This is a genomic window from Pseudomonas sp. EA_5y_Pfl2_R50, from assembly GCF_963970475.1.
GTDB lineage: Bacteria > Pseudomonadota > Gammaproteobacteria > Pseudomonadales > Pseudomonadaceae > Aquipseudomonas.
Map to the genome: position 1 here is coordinate 119,510 of NZ_CAXAPT010000004.1, position 14,401 is coordinate 133,910.

General features: G+C 59.7%; 10 protein-coding genes. 3 read left to right on the top strand and 7 right to left on the bottom strand.

From position 1 onward, the window contains the following. Nucleotides 1-98: 98 nt before the first annotated feature. Complete coding sequence (locus AACY19_RS08525; RefSeq protein WP_339450046.1) at nucleotides 99-2,627, bottom strand: sulfite reductase flavoprotein subunit alpha; 2,529 nt, start codon at nucleotides 2,625-2,627, stop codon at nucleotides 99-101. Between the two features lie 174 nt (nucleotides 2,628-2,801). Continuing rightward, complete coding sequence (locus tag AACY19_RS08530) at nucleotides 2,802-5,117, bottom strand: TonB-dependent receptor (RefSeq protein WP_339449824.1); 2,316 nt, start codon at nucleotides 5,115-5,117, stop codon at nucleotides 2,802-2,804. Between the two features lie 207 nt (nucleotides 5,118-5,324). Here AACY19_RS08530 and AACY19_RS08535 point away from each other — a divergent pair, with 207 nt between their 5' ends. Further along, nucleotides 5,325-6,005 carry a Fe2+-dependent dioxygenase gene (locus AACY19_RS08535; protein ID WP_339449826.1) on the top strand — a complete coding sequence of 227 codons (681 nt, stop codon included), beginning with the start codon at nucleotides 5,325-5,327 and terminating at the stop codon, nucleotides 6,003-6,005. After that, a complete protein-coding gene (locus tag AACY19_RS08540; RefSeq protein ID WP_339449828.1) occupies nucleotides 6,002-6,760 on the top strand; it encodes a tetratricopeptide repeat protein in 759 nt (252 codons plus the stop codon). The genes AACY19_RS08535 and AACY19_RS08540 overlap by 4 nt, the downstream gene beginning before the upstream one ends. 178 nt (nucleotides 6,761-6,938) lie before the next feature. On the opposite strand, the gene AACY19_RS08545 is transcribed toward AACY19_RS08540, so the two are convergent. From AACY19_RS08545 to AACY19_RS08565, 5 genes are all read right to left on the bottom strand, one after another. After that, nucleotides 6,939-8,102 (bottom strand): type III PLP-dependent enzyme, encoded by a 1,164-nt coding sequence (locus AACY19_RS08545; RefSeq protein ID WP_339449829.1) that lies wholly within the window; start codon nucleotides 8,100-8,102, stop codon nucleotides 6,939-6,941. 644 nt (nucleotides 8,103-8,746) lie between these two features. Further along, the gene (locus AACY19_RS08550; RefSeq protein WP_339449830.1) at nucleotides 8,747-9,904 is read right to left on the bottom strand and encodes an osmoprotectant ABC transporter ATP-binding protein OsmV; all 1,158 of its coding nucleotides are present in this window, start codon (nucleotides 9,902-9,904) and stop codon (nucleotides 8,747-8,749) included. After that, nucleotides 9,901-10,554 carry an ABC transporter permease gene (locus tag AACY19_RS08555; RefSeq protein ID WP_339449831.1) on the bottom strand — a complete coding sequence of 218 codons (654 nt, stop codon included), beginning with the start codon at nucleotides 10,552-10,554 and terminating at the stop codon, nucleotides 9,901-9,903. The genes AACY19_RS08550 and AACY19_RS08555 overlap by 4 nt, the downstream gene beginning before the upstream one ends. A gap of 12 nt (nucleotides 10,555-10,566) precedes the next feature. Further along, nucleotides 10,567-11,460, bottom strand: coding sequence for a glycine betaine ABC transporter substrate-binding protein (locus tag AACY19_RS08560; RefSeq protein WP_339449832.1), 894 nt, complete (start codon nucleotides 11,458-11,460; stop codon nucleotides 10,567-10,569). Nucleotides 11,461-11,481: 21 nt separating this feature from the next. After that, nucleotides 11,482-12,171 (bottom strand): ABC transporter permease, encoded by a 690-nt coding sequence (locus AACY19_RS08565; RefSeq protein ID WP_166554532.1) that lies wholly within the window; start codon nucleotides 12,169-12,171, stop codon nucleotides 11,482-11,484. 357 nt (nucleotides 12,172-12,528) lie between these two features. Here AACY19_RS08565 and AACY19_RS08570 point away from each other — a divergent pair, with 357 nt between their 5' ends. Beyond that, nucleotides 12,529-14,112: a peptide chain release factor 3 gene (locus AACY19_RS08570; protein WP_339449833.1), complete on the top strand. Its 1,584-nt coding sequence runs from the start codon at nucleotides 12,529-12,531 to the stop codon at nucleotides 14,110-14,112. The last annotated feature ends 289 nt before the right edge of the window (nucleotides 14,113-14,401 follow it).

The following is a 14,401-nucleotide window of genomic DNA, read 5'->3' on the forward strand; positions in this document are numbered from 1 at the left end:
CAGTAAGGGGCGTTCAAGTCGGCGTATTGCTCGAGCATCCCCCAATCAGTCCCCTCTCCCTCTGGGAGAGGGTTAGGGTGAGGGGCTCTTCGACAGACTCAGTACACATCCCGGCGATAACGACCCTGCTCAATCAGGCGTTCAACCTCAGCAGCGCCGAGCACTTCGTTGAGCACTTGATCGACGCCTGATGCCATCCCCTGCAGGCTGCCGCAGATGTAGATAACAGCACCCTCCGCCAGCCATTTCTTCAACTCCTCAGCCGATTCCCGCAAGCGATCCTGCACATAAACCTTCTCTGCCTGATCACGCGAAAACGCCAGATCCAGTCGTGCCAGATCGCCGTTGATCAACCACTCTTCCAGCTCCGCCCGGCACAAGTAATCGTGCTCACGGTGACGCTCGCCGAACAGCAGCCACTGACGCTGCTGAGCGTCAGCAATGCGCGCCTTGAGCAGGCTGCGCAGACCGGCCAGCCCCGTGCCGTTACCGATCAGAATCATCGGCAGCGGTTCGTTTGGCAGGTGGAAGCCACTGTTGCGCCGCACGCGCAGACTGATGCTGCCGCCCACCGGCGCATGCTCGGTCAGCCAGCCGGAAGCGATGCCCAGGGTGCCATCGGCGTGCTGTTCCTGACGCACGATCAGCTCCAGAACACCGTCCGCCGCAATCGAGGCAATCGAGTATTCACGCATGGCCAGCGGCACCATCGCATCAACCAGCGCCTGCGCATGCAAACCAACCAGATGCGCGCGGTGCTCCGGCAATTGGCGCGAAGCCAGCGCGACTTCCAGCGGCTCGTCGAGGCCATTGATTTTTACCGTGGTTTCGCCACGAATGCCGAGGCCGTCGAGGAAATGTTCGATGGCCCACGGGCAGTTGCGCGGCAGCACTTCGACCAGATCACCGGCCAGCCAACTGCTGGTGTCGGGCGCACTCAAACCGAGCAGATAAACCGGCGCGCCGCTGCTGTCCGGGTTCATCAGGTCACGGCGGGTGAGCGTCCAGTTGTCGTAGCTCGGCGCTTGCCAGGTATCGACCGGCGCCTGCCCGGTGAGCAGACCGAGTTGGGTTTGCCAGTGGCGCAGCGCATAGGCATCGCCGCTGTCGACTTCCACCGGGGCAAACAGCGTCTTGCCACCGTGTTCGCCCAGCCATTGATGCAGGCGTTTGGCGAATCCGCAGAAGTGTTGATACTGACGATCACCGAGACCGAGCACCGCGTAATTCAGACTGTCGAGCGTTGCAGCCTTGCTCAAGACTTTGCGCTCGAAGCCACGGGCACTGTCCGGCGCGTCGCCGTCGCCAAACGTGCTGACCACGAACAGCGCATTGTTCGACTCACGCAAATCCTGTTCGCTGACATTCGCCAGCGGCTGCACCTTCACTGGCAATCCGGCGGCCTGTAACTGGCCGGCGGTCTGCCACGCCAGTTGCTCGGCGAAGCCGCTCTGGCTTGCGAAACCGATCAGCCATGCCTTGGCGTCGCCGGTCGTTGGTTCGAGCCCGTTGCGCGCATCCTTGATCTGCTTTTTCTTGCGGCGGCGGTCGAGGTACAGCAGCCAGCCAGTGATGAAGAACAGCGGCATGCACACCGCCGCGACGGTGATGATGATCCGTCCGATGAGGCCGAAATAACTGCCGACGTGCAGTGCATAAATGCTGGTCAGCAGTTGCGCCTTGAAGCTCTTGTCGGCGTAACGGTCGACGCGTTTGACGATGCCGGTGGCCGGGTCGAGGGTGATCTGGTTGAGCGCGCGATCATGGGGCGAGCTGTCGAGCAGATAGAACACCGTCGCCGGTTGCCCGGCGACTGGCGGCATACGAATGTTGTACGCAGACAGACCCGGGCCTGCCGCGCTGTAGATGCTGCTCCACATCGCCGCGTAGTCGGCGGTGGGTGCCGGACCTTCCGGCGCCGGGCCGCGGCCGCCGCGCACGCGTTCGTTTTGCGGTGCATCGGACAGCAATTTGGTCAGGCCTTTGTTGTACCACTCGTAAGACCACGACAATCCGGTCAGCGCCAGCAGCAGATAAACCAACAGGCACCAGGTGCCGGCCACCGAGTGCAGATCCCAATTGAAGGCGCGGCCCCTTTTTTTCCAGTCCAGCGTCAGCCACACACGCCAGCTGTGCCACTGACGCGGCCAGCGCAGGTACAGACCGGAGAGGCAGAAAAACAGCAGGATCAGGGTGCAGGCGCCGGTGATGTTGCGCCCGGTGTCGCCCATCGCGAGGAAACGGTGCAGCTGCAGCATCAGACCGAAGAAGTCCTGGCCGACGGCATCGCCCATGAACTCGCCGGTGTACGGATCGAAGTAGCGCATCTCGCCGCGCCGCTCGCCTTTCGGTGGGGTGAAGAACACTTTGGCCGCGTGACCGCTGTCGGTCTCGACCCAGAGCATCGAAACCTTTTTGCCGGACGTCGCTTCGATACGCTCGACCAGTTCTACCGGCGGCAAGACACCGGCGACTTGTTCTTTCACTTGCAGCACGGACGGATTCATCGCCCGCAGGATTTCGTCCTGAAACGAATAGGCCGCGCCGGTGATGCCCATCAGCGCCAGCACAAGGCCTGCGGTGATGCCAAAAAACCAGTGCAACTGGAACAGGGTTTTCTTCAACACGTCACTCGCCGTCCGTTCGGAAATTGTCATCACGGCGCGCATTATGCCGTGGGTTATCGAGAAGCGTTCTTCACTACGCACAAAAGCCCCGCTCAATTGAATGAACGGGGCCGGATCTGGTGAGCAGATCTCCTGTGGGAGCTAGCAGGCCAGCTCCCCCATTTACAGCATCAGTCAGAAGTGGAAATTGGTGCTCAGCAGTGCCGTCCGGCCCGCCGCCTGATTGGCGAAGTGGGTCGAGAAGGCTTTGTCGTAGTAGGTTTCGTTGGTCAGGTTCTGCACGTTCAATTGCAGGTCGACGTTCTTGGTCAGCTTGTACGCTGCCATTGCGTCGTAACGAACATAGGAATCGACCATCGTGGTGTTGGCCACGCTGCCGAAAACGTCATCCACGTAGAACGCACCGCCACCGAGGGTCAGCTTCGGCGTGACCTGGTAAGTGGTCCACAGGCTGGCGCTGTTCTTCGGTGTGTTAGGCAGCTCGTTGCCATCGTTGGCCCGGCCCAGTGGACCGCCATCGACTTGTTCGCTGTCCATGTAGGCGTAGCCGGCGAACACTTGCCATTTGTCGGTGAGCTTGCCGCTGGCCGACAGCTCGACACCTTGCACGCGGGTCTTGCCGGCGTTTTCGTAAGAGGTGGTGTCGACCTGCACGCGGGCGTTTTCTTTCTCGGTGCGGAAGATGTCAGCGGTCAGCGACAGGCGATCATTGAGCAGATCCCACTTGGTGCCGATTTCGTAGTTCTTGGTGGTTTCCGGCTCCAGATCGCTGCTCAGCAGGTTGCCGCTGCGATCCGGTGTGCCGCCCAACGGGTTGCCTTCCTGACCTTCGCCCAGGGTGTTGCCCGGTGGCGTGGCCGAGGTCGCGTAGGACGCGTAGATGCTGCCGTTTTCCGCCGGTTTGTAGACGACGCCGAACTGACCGGTGACGAACTCGCTGGTGTCATCTCCCTTGGCGGTGGTGCGGCCAGCGTTGTTGTAGGTCTTGTAGCCGGTTTCGAAATGGTCGTAGCGCAGGCCCATGTTCACCAGCCATTGCTCGGACAGCTCCAGGGTATCGAACACATACAGCGCGTAGGTATCGGACTGGGTGTCGGTGCCGGCGTAGTTGCGCGAAATGGCGCCGTTCCACGGATCGTTCGGGTTCGGGTTCGACAGCGAGGTGCAGTTGTAGCCGCTGGCGGCGCCGATCAGGTCCGGGTTGCAGTTGGTGGTCACGGCGCTGGTGCGCGGTGTGGTGTCGGTGTTGACGTTGTACGAAGACTTCTGGCCTTGCTCACGGGTGTATTCCACGCCGGTGGAGAAGCTGTTCTTGAAGCCGGCGACGTAGAAGTTGCCGAACAGGTCAGTCTGGTTGGTGGTGGTCTCGGTGTTGCTCACGCGAGTGTTCGCACGACGCCAGACCGTACCGTTGTTGACGTTGCCCTTGCTGTCGTCAGGCTGGGTCAGGATGTAATCCTGCATGCTGGTGCCATGGCGCAGGGTGTTCTTGAGGGTCAGCGAGTCGCTCAGGTCATGCTCGATGGCAAAGGTCGCGGTGTCGGTGCGGCCCTTGCGGAAGTCGCGATCCAGACCGTAGAAATTGCTGTGATCGCCACCCGAGTACGGCTTGTCCGGATTGGACTTGGTGCGAGCTGCTGAGCCGCCGGCCGGAATGGTGTACGGCACACCCGAATCCGGGGTGTCGTTGCTTTCGAGATGGTAGTAATCGAGGTTGACGCGGGTGTCGGTGCCCAGGCCGAACGCCAGGGAAGGGGCGATACCCCAACGGTCGTAATCGACCTTGTCGCGACCGGCGACGTTGCTCTCGTGGCTCATCAGGTTCAGACGGCCGGCAGCGGTGTCGCTGAACTGGTAGTTGCCGTCGAGGGTGTAACGCTGGGTCTGGTCGGAGCCCCAGGTGAAGCCGCCATCGAACGAGTTGCCCAGGTGCGCTTTCTTGCTCACCAGGTTGATGCTGCCGCCGGCTGCGCCACGACCGCCGATGGCGGAGTTCGGGCCCTTGCTGACTTCGATGCTTTCCACGGCGAAGATTTCGCGGCTTTGCGAACCGGTGTCGCGCACCCCGTCGAGGTAGGTGTCGCCCTGTGCATCGAAACCACGGATGAACGGACGGTCACCCTGCGGGTTGCCGCCTTCACCGGCGCCGAAGGTGATGCCCGGCACGGTGCGCAGTGCGTCCTGCATGTTCAGGGCGCCAGTGTCTTTCAGGACTTGTTGCGCAATGACGGTGACCGAGCGCGGCGTGTCGACCAGCGGCGCGGTGTACTTGGGCGAGGAGGCTTTTTCGACCTGGTAGGACGTCGAATCCTGGGTTTCGCCAGTGATTGAGGTCGCGTCCAGAGCGATGGCATTGCCGGCGGCTTTGCTCTCGGTTTTTTCAGCAGCGAACACCATCTGGCCAGCAGAACTGGCGGTGATTGCCACGCCAATTGCAGAGGCGAGCAGGCGTGGTGAACTGACCGGTATTTGTGCGTGTTGACGTGCCATTTTTATTCCCCTCCCCAAGGATTTGAGGCGGCGGAATATAGGGTAAACAAGTATTCGTATCAATTGCGAAACATTGCTAACTGCGCTGAATTTACATTCTTTACAATTTAACCTTACGGTTTCTGCCAGTTCGTTCGTCTCCCGGGTTTTACACGGCCAATAAGAATCAATACCATTGCCGCCTCTTTGCCATCAGGTGACATCACCATGCTGCTGCACATCCCCGGACTGTTCGCGAAAGACGAGGTGCAGCGCATTCGCGAGGCACTGGAGCAGGCCGATTGGGCCGATGGCAAGATCACCGCAGGCTTCCAGTCGGCCAAGGCCAAGCACAATCTGCAATTGCCGGAAGGGCATCCGCTGGCCAAGGAAATCGGCGCAGCGATGCTCGAACGGTTGTGGAAAAACCCGCTGTTCATGTCCGCCGCGTTGCCGCACAAGGTCTTCCCGCCCCTGGTGAACTGTTACACGGCCGGCGGCAGTTTCGATTTCCACATCGACAATGCCGTGCGCCAACCCAAGGGCAGCATCGAGCGCGTGCGCACCGATCTGTCGGCCACGCTGTTCTTCAGCGAGCCTGAGGACTACGACGGCGGTGAGCTGGAAATCCAGGACACCTACGGCACCCAACAGGTGAAGTTGCCCGCCGGCGACATGGTTTTGTACCCCGGCACCAGTCTGCACAAAGTCAACGCGGTCACGCGCGGCGCGCGCTACGCGTCGTTCTTCTGGACGCAAAGCCTGGTGCGCGAAGACAGTCAGCGCGCGTTGCTGTTCGAGATGGACGGCGCGATTCAGCAGCTCACCCAGGACATGCCCGATCATCCCTCGCTGATCCGCCTCACCGGCACGTATCACAACCTGCTGCGGCGCTGGGTCGAGGTATGAGTTTCCTGCTGCGTCGCCAGGAAGTCCTCAGCGGCGAACAACTCAGCGCCATGCTTGCACAAAGCCCGGCCCGTGCTGCGCAGGCTATTTTGCTGGCGGCAGGTGAGGGCGAGGTTGAAGCGCAGGCGTTGCTGGGGCAAATCCTTCTGGACGGCCAGGGCATCGCCAAGGATCAAGCGTTGGCGCTGCGTTGGTTCGGCATCGCTGCGGGTCAGGGGCATCTGATGGCGCGCAACATGCTCGGCCGTTGTCATGAGCATGGTTGGGGTTGTGCGGCGAATGCCGCGATTGCCGCGCGGCATTATCAAATCGCCGCAGACGCGGGGCTGGATTGGGCGATGTACAACCTGGCCAATCTGCTGGCCACCGGGCGCGGAGTGGTGTTGGATCATGGTCAGGCACTGACGCTGTATCAGCGCGCCGCCGAAGCCGGTCACGCCAAGTCGATGAACCTGCTGGGACGTTATCTGGAAGACGGGCAGGCCTGTCGGGCCGATCCGAGCGCCGCGCACGACTGGTATCGCCGCTCGGCCGAGGGCGGCGATTTTCGCGGGCAGTTCAGTTTTGCGGCAGTGCTGGCGGGGGAGGGGCGGATTGATGAGGCGCTGGTTTGGCTCGACAAAGCGCTGGCGGGCGGTAATCTGAATTTTCTGCGGGTGGCGAGTCAGACGCTGGCTGGTGCAACAGACCCAAGGATTCAAGCCCTGGCATCCCGATATCAGCGTCGTGCCGATGAGTTAAGTCGCACCGCATAACCCCTGTGGGAACGGGCTTGCTCGCGAAGGCGTCTTGTCAGTCACCCACTCCTGCACTGATCCTGCGCTTTCGCGAGCAAGCCCGCTCCCACAATGGATTGCATCGACATACGAAAAAGCCCATGACACGTCATGGGCTTTTCACTTGCAGCTAGCAGCTTGAAACTCGCAGCTGCTCTTACACGTAGAACGATTTCAGCGGTGGAAAACCATTGAACTCGACCGCGCTGTAACTGGTGGTGTACGCGCCGGTCGACAGCCAGTACAGACGATCACCGATGGCCAGGTTCAGCGGCAGGCCGTACTTGTAATTCTCGTACATGATGTCGGCGCTGTCGCAGGTCGGGCCGGCGATCACGACTTCTTCCATTTCGCCTTTCTTCTCGGTCCAGATCGGGAACTTGATGGCTTCGTCCATGGTTTCGATCAGGCCGGAGAACTTGCCCACGTCGGTGTACACCCAGCGCTCGACGGCGGTGCGCGACTTGCGTGCAACCAATACCACTTCGCTGACCAGAATGCCGGCGTTGGCAATCAGCGAACGGCCCGGCTCGAGAATGATTTCTGGCAGGTCATCACCGAAGTCTTCTTTCAGGAAGCGGATGATTTCTTCGGCGTAGGTTTCCAGGCTGTTGGTGCGGGTGATGTAGTTGGCCGGGAAGCCACCGCCCATGTTGATCAGCTTGAGTTGGATGCCGTCTTCTTCTTTCAGGCGCTCGAAGATCACTTTGACCTTGGCGATTGCTGCGTCCCAGACGCTGATGTCGCGTTGTTGCGAGCCAACGTGGAACGAGATGCCGTAAGGCACCAGGCCCAGGTCACGGGCGAGGATCAGCAGGTCCATGGCCATGTCGGTCTGGCAGCCGAATTTGCGCGACAGCGGCCAGTCAGCCGTGGTCGAACCTTCGGTGAGAATACGTACATAGACTTTCGAACCCGGTGCAGCCTTGGCGATGTTGCGCAGGTCGGCTTCGGAGTCGGTGGAGAACAGACGCACGCCCTTCTCGTAGAAGTAGCGGATGTCCTTGGACTTCTTGATGGTGTTGCCGTAGCTGATACGGTCCGGGCTGACGCCGCGATCCATCACTTTGTCCAGCTCGTAGATCGAAGCGATGTCGAAGCTCGAACCTTTCTCTTTGAGCAGGTCGATGATCTCGACGGCCGGGTTGGCCTTGACCGCGTAGTAGACCTTGGCGAATTCGAAACCGGCACGCAGGTCATCGTAGGCCTGGGCGATCATCGCGGTGTCGATCACCACGAACGGGGTTTCCTGTTTGTCGGCGAACGCCTTCATTTTGTCGAATGTAGCGCGCGCGAAATAGTCTTCGACCTGGATCGACATACTTGGGAACTCCTACTGGCAAACGTTAGTAATCAATGGGTGCAAATGAACGCCCTCCGTATCCCCACTTTGGTTCGCCTACTTCCCAAGGCATGTCGCCGAAAGCAAAAAGGCCATGGGAGAAATGCAGCTTTCTTCCCTTGGCCTTGCTGTCTCGTCGTCAGTACTTGAGCCGGATGGATCGTTTCCAGCATGGACGTTCGGCGCGAACTTTAGGGCGTGAGGGGCCTGAGATCAACAAAAAATGTCGCGTTTTTGCACGCTTCTGACGTGCGTCGCGTTCATCACTCTTTGTAGCCGACCAAGATGACGGACAGATGTTCCGCCGTATTTTTCAAGTGTTAAAAATACCTGCACGTTCGCGGCTTTTGTCGGCTAAGTCGTGGGTAAGTGTGATGGCGTCAACATCGGCGACGTTGGCGGCGAGAGGTGGGGGTGAGGGGGATTTTGGCTGTTTCGCGGGTTGTCTCATACATGCTGTCCGATCTGCAGGTGTTGAGATTCTTTTCCGCTAGGCGAGTGAAGAAAACATCACGCAGATCCTGTGGGAGCGAGCCTGCTCGCGAAGGCATTTTCACAGCCAAGGTCATTGTTGACTGATCTTGCGCTTTCGCGAGCAGGCTCGCTCCCACAGGTTTCGTGTTTTATGCGACTGCGGCCTCAGCTGGCGAGACGATGCTGGTCTTGCCGCCGCGAGATTTGCCGGAGCTCAGATACTCGGCAATCGACTCTTGCGTGACCTCACCGAGGAACACTCGCTCGGCATCCATCACTGGCAACCACGAACGGTTGAACTCATACATGCGCGACAGCAGGATGCGCAGATGTTCGTCGTAGGCGGCGGTGGCGTTGAACTCACGCAGGAACTGCGCGCAGGTGCCAGTCTGGCGGTGCAGATCGCGACGCCGCACGTAACCCAGCGCCTTATTCTCGGCACAAGTGACCACCACGTAGCGACGGTCGTGCTCGTCCATCAATTCCAGTGCCTCGGCCACCGGCGTCTCCGGGCTCACCGATGGCGCGTTGTCCGCCGCATCTTCCGCCTTCACCAGCAACAGACGTTTGAGCGTGCTGTCCTGGCCGACGAAGTTGCTGACAAAGTCATCCGCCGGATGCGCCAGCAGCGTGTCGGGATGATCGATCTGCAACAGTTTGCCGGCGCGGAAAATCGCGATCTTGTCGCCCAGCTTGATCGCTTCATCGATGTCGTGGCTGACCATGATCACGGTCTTGTTCAGCGCACGCTGCATTTCGAAGAACTCGTTCTGGATCATCTCGCGGTTGATCGGGTCGACCGCACCGAACGGTTCGTCCATCAGCAACAGCGGCGCATCCGCAGCCAGTGCGCGGATCACGCCGATGCGCTGTTGCTGACCACCGGACAATTCACGCGGATAGCGATGCAGATACTGCTTGGGCTCCAGCTTGATCATGCTCATCAACTCGCGGGCGCGGTCGTGGCATTTCTGTTTGTCCCAGCCGAGCAGTTTCGGCACCACGACGATGTTCTCTTCGATGGTCATGTTCGGGAACAGACCGATCTGCTGGATCACGTAACCGATGTTGCGACGCAGGGTCACTTCGTCGAGATCGGTGGTGTCTTCGCCGTTGATGAGGATCTTGCCCGAGGTGGGTTTGATCAGGCGGTTGATCATTTTCAGCGTGGTGCTTTTGCCGCAACCCGATGGCCCGAGGAACACACAGATTTCGCCTTCATTGACGGTCAGGCTTACCGAATCCACGGCTTTGACATCTTTGCCGTTGCTCTGGAAAGTTTTGCTGAGGTTTTGAAGTTCGATCATTTGAGGAGTCCTTTTGGAGTCAGCGAACGTTGCAGCCACTGCAGGAAGAGGTCAGCGAAAATGGCCAGGAGACTGACCAGCAGTGCGCCGACGATCAGCATCGACATGTCACTGCGGCTGATGGAAGCGAGGATCAACACACCGAGGCCGCCGGCGCCGATGGTCGCGGCGATGGTCATCACACCGATGTTCATCACCACGGCAGTGCGCACGCCAGCGAGGATCACCGGCACGGCGATTGGCAATTCGACCATGCGCAGGCGCTGGCCGAACGTCATGCCGATGCCGCGTGCGGCTTCACGGATGCCCGGTTCGACGCCGGTCAGGGCGAGGTAGGTGTTGCGCATGATCGGCAGCAGTGAATAAAGGAACACGGCGGTGATCGCTGGCATCGGGCCGAGGCCTTGGCCGAACCTGGAGTAGAACGGCAGCAGCAGGCCGAACAGGGCAATCGACGGCACGGTCAGCAGCACCGTGGCGCTGGCTTGCAAGGGGCCTGCGAGGGTCGGGAAACGGGTCATCAGAATGCCCAGCGGCACGCCGATGAGGATCGCCAGGGTCACGGCGATGCCGACGAGAGTGATGTGCTGCCAGGTCAGGTGCATTACCTGCTGCCAGTCGAGGTGGGAAAAGGCGTTCAGAAATTCCATGACTTTTCCTCCTTAGTTAAGTGGATGCTGGCGCAGGAAATCGGCGGCAACGGACGATGGGCTTTCGTGATCGACGTCGACCCGCGCATTGAGCTGGCGCATGGTTTCATCGTCGAACAGTTCGGCCAGCGGCTTGAGTTGCCCGGCCAGTTTCGGGTTGGCGTCCAGCGTTGCCTGACGCACAACCGGCGCGGCGGTGTAATCGGGGAAGTAGTGCTTGTCGTCTTCCAGCAGCTTCAGGCCGAACGCGCTGAGGCGACCGTCGGTGGTGTAGACCAGACCGGCAAACACCTGACCATTGCGCAGCGCGGTGTAGACCAGCCCCGCGTCCATCTGGCGAATGTTCTCGCGGGTCAGGTTCATGTCGTAGAGATCGACCATGCCGATCAGCCCGTCAGAACGGTTGGCGAACTCGGTGTCCAGCGCCACCAGATGATTGCTCTTGGCTTCGGCGCGCAGGACTTCGTTCAGCTGACTGATGTTGTTGATCTGCGGATATTCCTCAGCCACTTTTTTCGGCAGCGCGAGGGCGTAGGTGTTGCTGAATTTCGACGGGGTCAGCCAGATCAGGCCTTTTTTCGCGTCGAGTTCTTTTACCCGGGCGTAGGACTGAGCGCTGTCGAGTTTTTCAGTGACATGGTTGTAGGCCACCAGCGACACGCCGGTGTATTCCCAGAGCATGTCCAGTTGCCCGCTTTCGTGGGCACTGCGGGCGAGGTTGCTGCCCAGACCACCGGTGATCTGCGCGTCGTAACCTTTGCTGCGCAGGTATTGCGCGGTGATTTCGGCGAGCAGGGTCTGCTCGGTGAACACCCGGGCGCCGAGGCGAATCACTGGTTTGTCGGCGGCTTGCGCGACACCTGCGAACAGCAGGATGCAACCTAAGATCAAACTAAGTCGTTTCATATTCATTCCTTCGCAAAAGCCTTAAGACGGGCGCAAACCGCGTTCCAGCCAGAGACGGCTGGCGAGGGTGACCACGCCATCGAGCAGCAAGGCGAGCAGCGCGGTGCACGCGGCGCCGAGCAGCAGTTGCGGCTGATTGTTCAGGGCGATGCCAGGGAAAATCAGGCTGCCGAGGCTGTTGGCGCCGATCAGGAAGGCCAGCGGCGCGGTGCCGACGTTGATCGCCAAAGCCACACGCACACCACCGACAATGATCGGCACGGCGTTGGGCAATTCGACTTTCCACAGCACTTGACGCGGGGTCATGCCGATGCCGACGGCCGCTTCTTTCAGCGAGCCCTGCACGTTTTTCAGGCCTTCGTAGGTATTGCGCACAATCGGCAGCAACGAAGCGAGGAACAAAGCGAAGATCGCCGGGCCACTGCCGATGCCGAGGATGCCCAGGGCAATCGCGAGCACGGCCAATGGAGGCACGGTGTTGCCGATATTGAAGATCTGCATGAAGCGTTCGGCGCGGCCGACCATGCTCGGGCGACTGAGGAAGATGCCGGCGGGGATGCCCACGACAAGGGCAGCCAGCATTGAAGCGAGGACGAGAATCAGATGAGCTTGCAGGTAAAACAACAAATCGTCGCGGTAGTGTTCGATCGTGTTGATGCCGATCCAGTGGACCAGCAGGGCCAGGAGCGCGATCACCACCGCACCTCCCATCAGCCCTTTGCCATAGCGGATAGCCACAGGCGGACTCCTTTTTTTGTAGTCGGCGAGCGCAGTCCCGAGTGGCATGCCAAGCCTTGGCTGCCGGGAAAGTCGTTCGCGAAAAGTAGCCGCTTTTCAGGACCGGAAAGCGGTCTGAAAGCGAGCCATGAGCGCAGCCTCGTCAGGCTAACTTGCTGATTTTTCAGCCCCTGACGAAATGTCGTAACAGGGGATGGACGTCTCCGTGCTTTAAAAGGTTCCCATCTGAGACAGCATTTGGCCACCCCTAATGCGCTCAACGGTTCGGTTATTGCATCGAGTTGGGCTATAATCGCCGCCCTTTTTTGAATCACCGCCAGGCGATTTCCCATGACCAACCAGGCCGCCGAAGTCGCGAAACGCCGCACTTTCGCCATTATTTCCCACCCCGATGCCGGTAAAACCACGATCACCGAGAAGCTCCTGTTGATGGGCAAGGCGATTGCAGTGGCCGGTACGGTGAAATCCCGTAAATCCGATCGCCATGCGACATCCGACTGGATGGAGATGGAAAAACAACGGGGTATTTCCATTACCACGTCGGTCATGCAGTTCCCGTATCGCGAACACATGATCAACCTGCTCGACACCCCGGGCCACGAAGACTTCTCCGAAGATACTTACCGCACCCTGACGGCGGTGGACTCGGCATTGATGGTCCTCGACGGCGGTAAAGGTGTCGAGCCACGGACCATTGCGCTGATGGACGTCTGCCGTCTGCGTGATACGCCGATTGTCAGCTTCATCAACAAACTCGACCGTGACATCCGCGACCCGATCGAACTGCTCGACGAAATCGAAGCCGTTCTGAAGATCAAGGCCGCGCCGATCACCTGGCCGATCGGTTGCTACCGCGACTTCAAGGGCGTGTACCACCTGGCTGACGACTACATCATTGTCTACACCGCCGGTCACGGTCACGAACGCACCGAAACCAAAATCATCGAGAAGCTCGACTCCGACGAGGCGCGTGCGCATCTGGGCGACGAGTACGACCGTTTCATCGAGCAACTGGAACTGGTTCAGGGTGCCTGCCACGAATTCAACCAGCAGGAATTCCTCGACGGTCAACTGACCCCGGTGTTCTTCGGTACGGCATTGGGCAACTTCGGCGTTGACCACGTACTCGACGCTGTCGTTGATTGGGCGCCGCGCCCGCTGGCCCGTGTCGCCAACGAGCGTACCGTCGAGCCGGTGGAAGAGAAGTTCTCGGGCTTCATCTTCAAGATCCAGGCGAACATGGACCCGAAACACCGCGACCGTATCGCCTTCATGCGTATCTGCTCCGGCAAGTACGAGAAGGGCATGAAGATGCGCCACGTGCGTACCGGCAAAGACGTGCGCATCGGCGATGCACTGACGTTCTTCTCCTCCGAGCGTGAGCAACTGGAAGAGGCCTACGCCGGCGACATCATTGGTCTGCACAACCACGGCACCATCCAGATCGGCGACACTTTCAGTGAAGGCGAAGTCCTCGGTTTCACCGGTATTCCGCACTTCGCCCCGGAACTGTTCCGTCGCGTGCGTCTGCGTGATCCGCTGAAATCCAAGCAACTGCGTCAGGGCCTGCAACAGTTGGCCGAAGAAGGCGCAACGCAGGTGTTCTTCCCCGAGCGCAGCAACGACATCATTCTTGGCGCCGTCGGTGTGCTGCAGTTCGATGTGGTCGCCAGCCGTTTGAAAGAGGAATACAAGGTTGAGTGCTCTTACGAGCCGATCACCGTGTACTCCGCGCGCTGGATTGAATGCGAGGACAAGAAGAAGCTTGAGGAGTTTTCCAACAAGGCTGTGGAGAACCTGGCGCTGGACGGCGGTGGGCACTTGACCTACCTCGCGCCGACTCGGGTTAACCTGGCGTTGATGGAAGAGCGTTGGCCGGATGTGAAATTCCGGGCGACGCGTGAGCATCACTAAGCGCTGAATTGGTTTGTTCGAAGCCCCCTCGGTGTATGCCTTGGGGGCTTTTTTTTGCTTTTGTTTTGGGTGTATATCCGTTTTTGCCACTCGACCTGTTGAGTGGTGAAGAGCGGGTGTTCGGCTTTGGGTTTGTGGTGTTCTTGCCCCTCACCCCAGCCCTCTCCCCAAGGAGAGGGAGCCGATTTGTGGGCTTTTCAAGATCTGAGTTCAACGTGGTATCGCACGTCGACGTAGCTCTTTCAAACAGCTCGGTCAGTCCCCTCTCCCATTGGGCGGTCCGACGTTT

What these genes read in the sequence shown, in the direction of transcription:
- AACY19_RS08530 (WP_339449824.1), bottom strand. Translation starts at nt 5,117, where the DNA reads ATGGCACGTCAACACGCACAAATACCGGTCAGTTCACCACGCCTGCTC.
- AACY19_RS08535 (WP_339449826.1), top strand. Translation starts at nt 5,325, where the DNA reads ATGCTGCTGCACATCCCCGGACTGTTCGCGAAAGACGAGGTGCAGCGC.
- AACY19_RS08540 (WP_339449828.1), top strand. Translation starts at nt 6,002, where the DNA reads ATGAGTTTCCTGCTGCGTCGCCAGGAAGTCCTCAGCGGCGAACAACTC.
- AACY19_RS08545 (WP_339449829.1), bottom strand. Translation starts at nt 8,102, where the DNA reads ATGTCGATCCAGGTCGAAGACTATTTCGCGCGCGCTACATTCGACAAA.
- AACY19_RS08550 (WP_339449830.1), bottom strand. Translation starts at nt 9,904, where the DNA reads ATGATCGAACTTCAAAACCTCAGCAAAACTTTCCAGAGCAACGGCAAA.
- AACY19_RS08555 (WP_339449831.1), bottom strand. Translation starts at nt 10,554, where the DNA reads ATGGAATTTCTGAACGCCTTTTCCCACCTCGACTGGCAGCAGGTAATG.
- AACY19_RS08560 (WP_339449832.1), bottom strand. Translation starts at nt 11,460, where the DNA reads ATGAAACGACTTAGTTTGATCTTAGGTTGCATCCTGCTGTTCGCAGGT.
- AACY19_RS08565 (WP_166554532.1), bottom strand. Translation starts at nt 12,171, where the DNA reads ATGGGAGGTGCGGTGGTGATCGCGCTCCTGGCCCTGCTGGTCCACTGG.
- AACY19_RS08570 (WP_339449833.1), top strand. Translation starts at nt 12,529, where the DNA reads ATGACCAACCAGGCCGCCGAAGTCGCGAAACGCCGCACTTTCGCCATT.